Origin of the sequence: Vibrio fujianensis, assembly GCF_002749895.1 — a bacterium.
GTDB classification, from domain to species: domain Bacteria; phylum Pseudomonadota; class Gammaproteobacteria; order Enterobacterales; family Vibrionaceae; genus Vibrio; species Vibrio fujianensis.
In genome coordinates, this window is record NZ_NBUS01000032.1 from 12,121 (window position 1) to 23,100 (window position 10,980).

The following is a 10,980-nucleotide window of genomic DNA, read 5'->3' on the forward strand; positions in this document are numbered from 1 at the left end:
AATGAAGTCGCCAGCCCGAATAAGGTTGCTAATACAGCCATAATATCAATAACATGGCCTAGCCATCCCCAAGCGCGATCACCAAAAATGGGATAGAACACGGAACGAATGGATAAAGGGAGACCTTTATTGAAGGTAAAAAATCCGAGCGATAAAGCGACGATGGCATAAATGGACCAGCCATGAATTCCCCAGTGGAATAGGGTCGCGCCCATGGCTAATGATTTCGCTTCAGGAGTATTGGCTGCGACATTAAAAGGAGTTCCCCACCAATTGGTATAGTAAGCGGTCGGTTCAGCCACACTCCAGAATAGTAAGCCGATGCCCATTCCTGCGGCAAAAAGCATCGAGAGCCATGAGGGACGAGAGTGATCCGGGGTGGCATCTTTTCCACCTAGGCGAATTTTACCCAGTGGAGAGATCATCAAGATTAAAGCAAAGCATAAAAAGAAGTTCGTTATCCACATAAAGAAAACATCAAATTCTTGAATAATGCTGTTCTTTAGGGTGTCGAGCACCTCTTTCGCTGTCGTTGGGCCAACCCAGATAATTGAAATTAAAAAGAAAATGATTAATCCGGCACTGATGCCAAAAACAGGGTTATGAACATCAAACCCCCATTTCTGAACGTTATCTTGTCCCACTCGGTAGTCGGTGGTTTCTATACTGTATTTTTTTAATGCGTCTTCCATCGTATGACTCGATCAGTATCGCATTCGTCACTTTTCTACAGTTAGAGAAGTGATGAATGCGTTAAAAGTGAATTAAATAATTAGAGTGCAAATTATTTTTACGGGCTAATCATACCGCTTTTTTTAATTTTTGTCATACTCGGTAAGTGTTTTACTTTTTTTGTTTGTTTTTTCTTATAATTAAAGGTATGTGTACGAAAGGTTTTTGCTTGGTTTTTTGCTTAAGTGGTAACACGATTTCGCTCAATGAGGTGCGACTATGAGTAAGAGAATTCAGCAAAGGATAGTGGGTCAGAACTAGAGTGTGTTAAAGTATCTTTCTCTTTACTCATTGGGTGATTGAATCCGAAGGCATGAGTTAATTTCAATTGAATAGAAGATACTGATGGAAAAGATCGCCATATTGGTCGATGTACAAAACGTTTATTACACCTGCCGCGAACGTTACGGGCGGCACTTTAACTACAATCAATTTTGGTCAATGGCGACAGCAACGCGACAGGTAGTAAAAGCCAATGCCTATGCGATTGCTACGCACGATACTCGTCAACGACAGTTTCACCATATTCTGCGCGGAATTGGTTTTGAAGTGGTATTAAAACCGTTTATTCAACGTGGAGATGGCAGTACTAAAGGTGATTGGGATGTTGGCATTGCGCTGGATGCTTATGAGCTAGCTTCACAAGTGGATACCTTGATTTTAGTCTCAGGTGATGGTGATTTTGAGTTGTTGGTTGAACGAATTCAACGTCGCTTTGGCACTCGGGTGATCGTGTATGGTGTGCCGGGGTTAACCGCTAAAAACTTAATCGAGGTGGCAGATGAGTATCAAGCAATCGAGCTGCCTCTATTGCTCTAGCGTTTGCCATTCGTTGGTGTTGGCGGTGGGGGAACGCATTTCGGCGGTTTTATGACCGCTCTAAATCGGTAAGGGAAGTTTCTTGGCCTTCTATTTCATCGGATGGTGATAGTGCGGTTTGTTCTCGCTCAGCCTTAGCAATATAACGAGGCTTGCCACTTTTATGTAGCTTGGCATTTTGCTTCTTCTGCTTAGATTTTAAAATTTGATTAATTCGTTTTTTACGGTTCATGTGAGTGACTAGCCGCTTAAGTCGTGGATGGTGAGCTTACGAGTTTTTATCGTTCAACTCAATCTATTCGTAAGGATGGATGAAAAATACTTAGCGACAAGGGATTAACCGACGATAAAATAGTCGCAGTATGGTCAATACAGCTTGTCGTCAGCAGAGCGATTGAAAGTGAATAACAAAAAAGGGTAACCTCAGTTACCCTTTTTAAGTGTTACTCTCCGGCCACCCATTGGCGTTTGGTTTTTAGGCTGGCAGCGAGCATGTACAAGCAGGTTGCTAGCAAGGTGACAAATAGATAACCCAGTAAGCTTTGGTTGGTTTGAAGAAACCAATCAGCCAGAACTGGGCCAGCGACGGATCCAATGCTATAGCTAAATAGCATCACTTGAGTCGCAGACACAATATAGTGAGCATCGAGCTTGTCACAGCCTAGGTTAATCGCAATCGGATAGAGTGCAAAAGTCGCCATGCCAAGCATAAACAAGCTAACGGCCAGTGTGCCCATTTGGTTATCCAATAATGGCAGTACCGCTGACGTTGCACCTAACAAGCAAAACAGTGCCATAAGCAGAGTTCGTCCGAGGTGTTTTGATAACCAAGGAACCAGAGGTTGTACCGCCATTGCGCCAAGAATGACTAAAGCCATTAAGCGACCAACCTCTGTGTGACTGATCCCACGTTCGGCTAGCTCGACGGGCATCAAGCCATAAATCGCTCCCAACACTAAACCAGAAACTAAGCAACCTATCACTGCGGCGTGACTGAGTTTGGTTATTTGTTTCCATGACAGGCTTTGCCCGGCTTCTGTTGAGGGTTGATCTGACTTACCATAAATCAATACCACGGTTGCGAGTATCAAGAGTGAACAAATTGCGATAAAAGGCATTGAGCCCGCGACACCGAGAAAACCAATGCCCAATTGTCCAATGGCCGTTCCGCCATAAAGTGATGCCATATAAATACCGAGTCTTTTTGCTCGGCCTGACTCGTTACCATGTAGTAGCCAAGATTCCACCACCACAAATACGCCCGCCACAGCAATTCCCGCAATAAAGCGTGCAGTTAGCCAAACTAGGCTGTGGTGATTGATTGGCAAAATCACAATAGAAGCGAGCAAAAGAAGCAAGCAGCCAATAAAAGCATTGCGGTGACCAAAGCGATTCACCAGCGGTTCCATAAATAGCGCCCCCAGCAATAGACCCGCATAGAAAACACTGGCTAACCAACTGGCGAGCGAGGATTCTAACCCATAGTGGGAAAGCATGAGCGGAATGACGCTCATCAAATATCCGGAGGCGACCGCATAAAGAGTTAACGCAATAACCGGTACAGAAATACGATGAACGGAAGTTGGATGCATGTTCATAGTTTTCGCCTCACAAGATGTGGATGATGGAAGAGATTCGCGGCGAATATGAGACTTTAAGCTAGAAAGGTAAAATGAAAAATAATGCTCTTGACGATAAAATAAATCTATCAATCATTCCTTGTGAATAAACAACGATAAAGTTGGACTAATTGCAGGGGATAGACCAACTTTACCGCTCGTTTTATTGAATGAATTATTGTTCAGTAGTTTGATTTATCCATTGATTAAATTGTCCTTTTGCTAGTGCACCATTGATCATATTTATTTTTTGGCCATGTTTAAACACCATAATGGTTGGAATGCTGCGAATTTGATATCTTTTCGCCAATTCGGGCTGTGCTTCGGTATCGATTTTAATAAACCGGAGGCGGCCTTGTTGCTTTTTGGCTTCTTCTGCAAAAATGGGGGCAAATCCAACACAAGGGTGGCACCAAGGGGCCCAAAAATCGACGACGACGGGTTGAGCACTTTTTAGAAGCGTATCGAAATTGGCTAAGGTTCCTTCAATCGGGGCACCATCTAATAATGGGGTTTGGCATTTGCCACATCGAGGGCTTTCGGAAACGCGATCCGATGGGATTCTATTTAGCCCATGGCAGGCAGAGCAACGAGTGGTGAATGTTGACATAACTTCCTCTTTATCATCATTGTGAGTGACTCAGACTTAACTTGAGCGGTTAAATCGGCGTATACTGAGAACTTTATGCACGATTTTAACAAAAAATCGCTATTTTCTGTATCAAGGGCGGGGGATGAATGGCGTAGATTACGACATCAGTTGACTCCCCCTGAAAAATGACAACAACAAAGCAGGACGATAATGACTCAATATTATGCTGAAATTACTGGTTGGGGTAAATGTTTACCTCCCGCCTCGCTCTCTAATGAAGATTTAAGTACGTTCCTTGACACCAGTGACGAGTGGATCCGGACTCGAACGGGGATTGAAGCGCGCCGTATCAGTCATGTGGATACCTCTGATTTAGCAACCGTTGCGGCCCAACACGCCATCGCTTGTGCTGGTATTAATGCTCAAGATATCGATTTAATTATTGTTGCGACCTGTTCTCCAGATTCATTAATTCCTAATATTGCGTCCAAAATTCAACAAAACTTGATGATTGATAACGCTGCTGCTTTTGATTTGAATGCCGCTTGCACTGGGTTTATTTACGGGCTTGAAACGGCGACTCGTTTGATGCAAGCCAGTTACTATCGCCATGCATTGGTGATTGGTGCCGAGCACCTCTCTTTTTACATTGATTGGACTAAGCGAGATACCGCCGTTTTATTTGGTGATGGTGCTGGTGCGGTGGTATTGAGTAAAACGGAGCAACCGTTAGGGCTACAACACACTCAAATTGGCTGCGATGCTCAAGGGCGAGATATTCTTGCGGTACCTAAGTTTGGCAGTTCGATGGATCGCTTCGCTGCTGATAATGGTTATTGGGCATTTGATTTTGTTGGTAAAGAGATCTTTAAGCGGGCGGTTAAAGGTATGGGGGCAGCAGTACAGCAAGTCTTAGCTCGTAGTGGGCTGGCTCAGCAAGATATTGATGTGATGGTTCCACATCAAGCTAATATCCGTATTATTCACACCTTGTGTGATCTAGCAGGCATTGATCAAAGCAAAGCATTTGTGAATATTCAACACTATGGCAATACCTCAGCAGCGACCGTTCCTATTGCGTTATGTGAAGCACTCGAACAAGGACGAGTGGCGGCTGGCGATGATCTGCTAGTTGCCGCCTTTGGCGCTGGACTCACTTGGGGAGCAGGCCATATAAAATGGGGTGAACGTGTAACCCCACTGGCCAAGAGTGATGCACAATTACCTCCTTGTGAACAAACAGCGTTAGCTTTATTGCAACAAGCCATTGAACATTGTCAAAAACGGCCCCTATCACATCAATAGAATAAATGATGGTAAGGAGCCGAGATGGCTTCTTTCTACGGCGTTATCGACTTATCATATAGAGCCACTACTTATGTAGAGCCACTATATTTCAAAGCCTCAGCCGTGTAGAAAGAAGCCTCAAACAGCGACAAAAACCAGCTCGAAAAGTCGGCTTGCTTGAAATAGGCTAATGGGTTAAGCAAGCGCCATGGCAAGCAAGCTAATGGGATGTAGGCACTCTTGTTGGGTGTTTTCCTCTATTTGCCATTTACATGTTTCACAATCCGTGACTGCAAAATCTGCCTCGGAATGATTAATGGCGCTAAATAAATGGTTGCCAATTTTCATCGATACGTCGTAGTTTTCTTCTTTAAACCCATACGTACCGGCTAATCCACAACATTCACTCTCTAACACGATCAACTCCAGCCCAGGGATCATACGCAGCAACTCGATAGTAAACATTACATTACCGCTTCGTTCTAAATGACAAGGGGTGTGATAGACCACTTTTAAATGAAGCGGTTTCATTGCTGGAGCATTCCCACTCATAAATTCTTTGAGTAAAAAGCGAGTGACATATTCAATCTCATTGACCACTTTACTGTTATCCACTCCGAGTACATGAGGATATTCTTGCTGAAGGGTGAAAGAACAAGTCGATGATGTAGAGATGATTTTGGTTTGGTAATCTTCAACTGCGGATTCAATATGTTTGATATTGAGCAAAGCATTTTTTCGAGCTTTGTCGTGAAAGCCGTTGGCGATTAAAGGTACACCACAACATTTTTCATTTTCGAGTAAGCGCACCCCAATATTCATAGCATTGAGAACGCGTACTAAATCTTTGCCTAATTGGGGGTGGTTATAATTCACATAACAGCCGTGGAAGTAAGTTACTTGCCGTTGATACAGTGGTTGACGGGTACAGTTTTGTTTAAACCAGCGACGAAAAGTACCCTGTGAATATTTAGGGAGTGCTTTATGATCATGTACGCCAATGGTTTTGTGCATGATCTTTTTTACCACGGGTAAAGCTGTTGCGAAATTGACCACAGGAGCAAACGGTGTGGCAAGAGAGCCAAATAAATCGGTGTGACTCAATACATAGTCCCGGACAAGTTTGGGATTTAGCGGTTTTTTACCATATTTACCGCGAGCGACAGCAATCAAATCACCGATCTTGACTCCAGAAGGACACGCCGTTTCACAGCGTTTGCAGTTGGTACAATATTTTAAGGCTTCATCATAGTATTCAGGGCTTTTAATACGTAAACGTTCACCATCTGGGCCACATTGTTTGGGGCCCGGATAATCGGGGTTAGCTTTTGCTACAGGGCAATAAACGGTACACACGGTGCACTTAATACATTGATCAAAACTGGTGTTTTGAGGAGCTGCTTGAGAGAAGGGGGTGTTCATACTCGCGCCTCCAGAGTCGAATAAATAGTAGAATCAATTTGTAGCGCTTGTTTAATGGCATAGTAAGCTGTTGCAATCGCTACTCCGCCACCGCTACCTTCAAATACCGGATCGTAGCCAGATAGCATCGAACCACAGCAATATAGATTTTTGATCGCGATGTCTTGTTGATAAGGATTCAGCTGTGCATTGGTTTGTACGCCAAAGGTCATAAATGGATGAGCCTTAGGTGCAAAAAAGTTCCCATTTCGCCATAACGTCCGCTGTTGAGGATAGCTGACCTTCAGCCCAAAGATTGGTTCAGAGATCTGATCTTGCGTGGCTGCCAATCCTTGGCTGAAATAACTTCCTGTCGCCATGATAAAGTATGGTGCTTGTACTGGGATATCTCGTAGATTTTGGGTATAAATTTCGTTTAACTGACCGTTAGTAAATGTGCCGCGAACGACTTTATCTCCTTTCAACTGAGTGCCTCCCAGTTGAATAAAGATACGGTTAAGCGTTTCTTCAATCCGAATACCAAGCAGAGAGGGCGGCATCGTGGGTACTTCATGAAAATGTAATTGTGTTGCCTCACGTAGCTTATTCATCAAGATTAGCCCATCACCGTTGCCCATAATGGCTGGTAGGATCACCAAATCATCAGGTGTTGCGAGCGCAGTTAATGCGTGACACAGGTGATCCCATGCACTTTGTTGTTTGAGAAAACGCGCTATATCAATCGACCGAAGCTCATTTGGATTACGCCGATACGCATCAAAGCCGGGTAAGGTAATGGTTTTATGTTCAATGTGTGTATTGGCAAAATCAACGTGTTGGCGAAGATTATCCTGCAACATTTGTGGATGGAAATCTCGGTAACCGTCGATAGCGATAACCACAATACGTTTAAAAGGGAGGGCATCATGGTGTTGATAAACGAACGGCTGGGAAAGCCAAGTGGCTTTCAATGTACCTAACGGAGTGATGCGTTGATGATTCGCTCCTTGTGGGTGATGGAGCATTGGGAGCCCAGCATCCGTAATGGTACGTTTGAACCAGTCCAGCCCCTCCATTAATAATGGTTGTCCTACAAGGTGGTAAGGATGTTGGTCATTTTGCTGTTTCAGTTGGTTGAGTGCCTCAAAAGGATGAGTCACAGGGCTACCATCCGGGAGTTTGGCGAGTACATCAATTGAGCCGGAAGAAAAATGTAACGCACTTTGCCCTTGGTTGATCAATAAGGTTTTCTTTCCTGCTTGTAAGCTACGAATTGCCGCCGTATATCCTGCAATTCCGCCGCCGATCACCACAATATCATAGTGCATCATTGGTTATTCTCCTTATGATTATTGGCTTGATTCAGCTCTCCTGCGCCGAGTAGCCCATCATAAATCCAGTAACTAAATTCGGCTTCTCGTAGAGCATCTCCCCAAAAAATGGGTTTAATTCCTTTCCAGCGCTCTTCAAGAAATTCGGTAAGCAATTGGCTAGACTGCTGACCTGTACAGTGGCCATATTCTGAAAAGAGGGTCGCAGCTCGGTAGCTGCACAACTCTCCCTGACAAGGCCCCATTCCAAGACGAGTTCGACGGCGTAAGTCGACCAAGTTATTCACATCGAGCTGGGTAATCGCGTATTCAATCTCTCCGGCAGTGACCATTTCACATTCGCAAATAATGGCTTGGTTTTTCATCTCATCGGTTAAGAAGGCTTTTGCTCTTTCCCCATGACGATAAATGGCCGACTCATAAACGGGTTTGGCGATACTGGCGGTTTTTTTGACCTCTTTTGGGGTTTCATTTGAACCAGGAAGTGGCTGTAGATGCGTCGTACAAGGTTGCTGATTCCCCAGTTTTTTTGCGATGAGATCAGTTGCCCATTCAGCCATTAATCGGTAGGTCATTAATTTGCCGCCGGTAATGGTCGTTAACCCATTCAAACCATCTCGTTCTTGATGATCTAACAGTACAATTCCTCGGCTGATATTGCGTCCACTTCCATCATCATCGACTGAAACTAAAGGTCGTACGCCAGCATAAGCACGTAAAACGCGTGTATTTGCCATAATTGGAGCTAACTTTGCTCCTTCTTTGAGTAATACATCCACTTCGTGATCGGTGACGTGTAAGTGATCGATTTGGTCATAATCGATGTGTTCTGAGGTGGTGCCAATTAACGAAATGGTATCCCCAGGGACTAAAATATCGGCATCCGACGGTTTTCGGCAGCGATTGATCACAAGGTTGTTAATTCGATAATCCAGAATCAGCAAAGAGCCTTTTGCTGGAAACATTTTGATATTCAGATCGGCGTATTCGCAGATATTTTGTCCCCAGATTCCCGCCGCATTAATGACTTGTTTTGCATAAATATCAAACGATTGATGAGTGCTTAGTTGTAGGCAGTGGACACCTAAGATAGTGTCACCTTGGCGGATAAGGCCAGTGACGATGGTGCGATTAATGATTTGTGCTCCCCGCTCTTTGGCATCCAAGACATTGGATGCACAGAGACGAAAAGGATCGATCGTTCCATCGGGAACTTTAATAGCACCGACCAAAGCAGGGTTGACATTTGGCTCTAATGCCAATGCTTGCTTGGGTGTTAAGCGGGAAGTTTCGATTCCAGCCTGAGTACAGGCATCGATAAAACGTGCTTGAAAAGCTAAGTCATCTTCCGGCAAGGTAATAAATAAGCCGTCGGTTGCTTCTACACAGTGTTTGGCAATTTTTTTGAGAATCTGATTTTCTTGGATACACTCTTTAGCTGATTCAGGATCTGTGACTGCATAACGAGCGCCTGAGTGGAGCAAGCCGTGATTTCGGCCTGTCGTACCAGAAGCAATATCGTCTTTTTCCAAAAGAATGCACGGGATACCTCGTAATGCGCAATCGCGCATAATTCCCGTACCCGTTGCGCCACCTCCGATGATGACTACGTCAGTTTCCATTCGTTGCTTTGCCGTCATGACCGTTACCCTATTTTTATCCGTTATGCTGATCGTTATTCGTTGTACTAATAGTTATTGTGTCATTTTTATAACTTTATGTTCGTAACCTTGCTCACAAAAGCTCGAACGAAACGAACAAGCAAGGGGAAAGTTCATTTTTAGTGTTTGATGGTGAAATCTAACAACACTTTAGAATGGCGATAGTAGTCCGTGTAACCTTTTGATTACATTTGAAGTGGTAAAAGTTTTGTCTAGCAAAATGTTGCTGACGCTTGACAATGGGATTGATTTAAAAGGTGTAACACTAAAAGATGATTTTTATGCGGTTGTGTTTTTACTTTATTTAGCGTTGTTTTTTATGAGTGATTCATGCAATGGGTTGATCAAAAAATTGCGTTGTTTAACAAAAAACGAGTTTAACATTAACATTTATGTGCTCGAACGCTCATTAGTAATCTTTGTTTATTTGCGAGTTGATGGTTTTGTGGCAGATTGTGCTGCACACAAACAACGTGTAAACCACTCAAGCTGTAAATAAACACAAGGATGCTTACTATGGCGCGAACAAAACAACATACTCTATTAGGAGAGTGTATCGCAGAATTTATCGGTACGGGTTTGCTCATTTTTTTTGGGGTCGGCTGCGTTGCGGCATTAGTTTTAACCAATGCTCAGTTTGGCCAATGGGAAATCAGTATCATTTGGGGGCTCGGAGTCGCGATTGCTATTTATTGCACCGCAGGCGTTTCCGGTGCTCATATTAACCCTGCCGTGACGGTTGCCCTGGCCGCATTTCACGGCTTTGATAAAGCGAAAGTAATCCCTTACATCATTGCACAAACACTCGGCGCTTTTTGTGCAGCGGCGTTAGTCTACAGTCTATACAGTAACCTTTTTGTTGATTACGAAATCGCTCATAATTTCACCCGCAATAGCCAAGAAGCACTTGCTACTGCGGGGGTTTTTTCTACCTATTCGCATGCGTCTCTTTCTTTTTCTGGTGCCATGGCGGTAGAGTTTGTCATTACCGCGGTGTTGATGTTTGGCATCTTGGCTCTAGGAGATGAAAACAATGGTGCGCACCGTAACGCATTAAATCCACTTCTGATCGGTGTGTTAATCGCGATTATCGGTGGGTCGCTTGGCCCATTGACAGGTTTTGCGATGAATCCAGCGCGAGATTTTGGGCCTAAGCTATTTGCTTATTTTGCTGGCTGGGATTATGCCTTGAGCGGTGCTAAAGATATTCCTTACTTTATTGTCCCGATTGTCGCACCGATCGCTGGTGCCTGTTTTGGTGGTTGGGCGTATCCGAAATTTATTGCAGTTTATCTTCCGAAAGTGGGGACAGGATGTACGATTCCTAATCAGTGTGATAAAGCAGAAGAAAGCGAGCAAGCACACGTATAAATGCCACACATTATGCTATTTAGTCGATTTATTCGAACGTGAAATAATAAGGAACACACCATGACTGAGCAAAAATATGTCGTTGCCCTTGATCAAGGCACCACCAGTTCTCGAGCCGTTGTACTGGATCATGATGCCAATATTGTCAGCGTTTCTCAGCGTGAATT

The 10,980-nt window shown here is 44.0% G+C and carries 12 protein-coding genes; 5 read left to right on the forward strand and 7 right to left on the reverse strand.

From position 1 onward, the window contains the following. A partial coding sequence (locus B7C60_RS17445) for a BCCT family transporter (RefSeq protein ID WP_245868369.1) occupies positions 1 to 692 on the reverse strand: 692 nt, incomplete at its 3' end. Positions 693 to 1,077: 385 nt separating this feature from the next. Between B7C60_RS17445 and B7C60_RS01390 the strand changes: the two genes are divergently transcribed. Further along, complete coding sequence (locus B7C60_RS01390; protein ID WP_099610111.1) at positions 1,078 to 1,551, forward strand: LabA-like NYN domain-containing protein; 474 nt, start codon at positions 1,078 to 1,080, stop codon at positions 1,549 to 1,551. A gap of 49 nt (positions 1,552 to 1,600) precedes the next feature. Here B7C60_RS01390 and B7C60_RS01395 read toward each other — a convergent pair whose 3' ends face one another. The 3 genes from B7C60_RS01395 to trxC form a co-directional block, all read right to left on the reverse strand. Then, complete coding sequence (locus B7C60_RS01395; protein ID WP_099610112.1) at positions 1,601 to 1,783, reverse strand: DUF2986 domain-containing protein; 183 nt, start codon at positions 1,781 to 1,783, stop codon at positions 1,601 to 1,603. Between the two features lie 211 nt (positions 1,784 to 1,994). Then, entirely contained in the window at positions 1,995 to 3,149 is a 1,155-nt protein-coding gene (locus B7C60_RS01400) for an MFS transporter (protein WP_099610113.1), read from the reverse strand. Positions 3,150 to 3,345: 196 nt separating this feature from the next. Beyond that, positions 3,346 to 3,780 carry a thioredoxin TrxC gene (trxC, locus tag B7C60_RS01405; protein WP_099610114.1) on the reverse strand — a complete coding sequence of 145 codons (435 nt, stop codon included), beginning with the start codon at positions 3,778 to 3,780 and terminating at the stop codon, positions 3,346 to 3,348. Between the two features lie 192 nt (positions 3,781 to 3,972). On the opposite strand from trxC, the gene B7C60_RS01410 reads away from it, so the two are divergent. Then, the gene (locus B7C60_RS01410; RefSeq protein ID WP_099610115.1) at positions 3,973 to 5,067 is read left to right on the forward strand and encodes a ketoacyl-ACP synthase III; all 1,095 of its coding nucleotides are present in this window, start codon (positions 3,973 to 3,975) and stop codon (positions 5,065 to 5,067) included. A 177-nt stretch (positions 5,068 to 5,244) separates the two neighbouring features. On the opposite strand, the gene glpC is transcribed toward B7C60_RS01410, so the two are convergent. From glpC to glpA, 3 genes are read right to left on the reverse strand one after another with little or no spacing between them, the layout of a single operon-like run. Beyond that, positions 5,245 to 6,471, reverse strand: coding sequence for an anaerobic glycerol-3-phosphate dehydrogenase subunit GlpC (glpC, locus tag B7C60_RS01415; protein WP_099610116.1), 1,227 nt, complete (start codon positions 6,469 to 6,471; stop codon positions 5,245 to 5,247). Beyond that, positions 6,468 to 7,781, reverse strand: coding sequence for a glycerol-3-phosphate dehydrogenase subunit GlpB (gene glpB / locus B7C60_RS01420; RefSeq protein WP_099610117.1), 1,314 nt, complete (start codon positions 7,779 to 7,781; stop codon positions 6,468 to 6,470). Before glpB ends, glpC begins: the two co-directional genes overlap by 4 nt. Beyond that, the gene (glpA, locus tag B7C60_RS01425) at positions 7,778 to 9,421 is read right to left on the reverse strand and encodes an anaerobic glycerol-3-phosphate dehydrogenase subunit A (protein ID WP_099610118.1); all 1,644 of its coding nucleotides are present in this window, start codon (positions 9,419 to 9,421) and stop codon (positions 7,778 to 7,780) included. The genes glpB and glpA overlap by 4 nt, the downstream gene beginning before the upstream one ends. Before the next feature lie 202 nt (positions 9,422 to 9,623). Here glpA and B7C60_RS01430 point away from each other — a divergent pair, with 202 nt between their 5' ends. The 3 genes from B7C60_RS01430 to B7C60_RS17450 all read left to right on the forward strand — a co-directional run. Beyond that, the gene (locus B7C60_RS01430) at positions 9,624 to 9,941 is read left to right on the forward strand and encodes a hypothetical protein (protein ID WP_157928668.1); all 318 of its coding nucleotides are present in this window, start codon (positions 9,624 to 9,626) and stop codon (positions 9,939 to 9,941) included. Positions 9,942 to 9,958: 17 nt separating this feature from the next. Next, complete coding sequence (locus B7C60_RS01435; RefSeq protein ID WP_099610120.1) at positions 9,959 to 10,813, forward strand: MIP/aquaporin family protein; 855 nt, start codon at positions 9,959 to 9,961, stop codon at positions 10,811 to 10,813. Positions 10,814 to 10,873: 60 nt separating this feature from the next. Beyond that, positions 10,874 to 10,980, forward strand: a 107-nt coding sequence (locus tag B7C60_RS17450; RefSeq protein WP_245868387.1) for an FGGY family carbohydrate kinase, incomplete at its 3' end; no start/stop codon positions are given.

Coding starts and splice junctions, on each gene's coding strand:
- B7C60_RS01390 (WP_099610111.1), top strand. CDS start 1,078: ATGGAAAAGATCGCCATATTGGTCGATGTACAAAACGTTTATTACACC.
- B7C60_RS01395 (WP_099610112.1), bottom strand. CDS start 1,783: ATGAACCGTAAAAAACGAATTAATCAAATTTTAAAATCTAAGCAGAAG.
- B7C60_RS01400 (WP_099610113.1), bottom strand. CDS start 3,149: ATGAACATGCATCCAACTTCCGTTCATCGTATTTCTGTACCGGTTATT.
- trxC (WP_099610114.1), bottom strand. CDS start 3,780: ATGTCAACATTCACCACTCGTTGCTCTGCCTGCCATGGGCTAAATAGA.
- B7C60_RS01410 (WP_099610115.1), top strand. CDS start 3,973: ATGACTCAATATTATGCTGAAATTACTGGTTGGGGTAAATGTTTACCT.
- glpC (WP_099610116.1), bottom strand. CDS start 6,471: ATGAACACCCCCTTCTCTCAAGCAGCTCCTCAAAACACCAGTTTTGAT.
- glpB (WP_099610117.1), bottom strand. CDS start 7,781: ATGATGCACTATGATATTGTGGTGATCGGCGGCGGAATTGCAGGATAT.
- glpA (WP_099610118.1), bottom strand. CDS start 9,421: ATGACGGCAAAGCAACGAATGGAAACTGACGTAGTCATCATCGGAGGT.
- B7C60_RS01435 (WP_099610120.1), top strand. CDS start 9,959: ATGGCGCGAACAAAACAACATACTCTATTAGGAGAGTGTATCGCAGAA.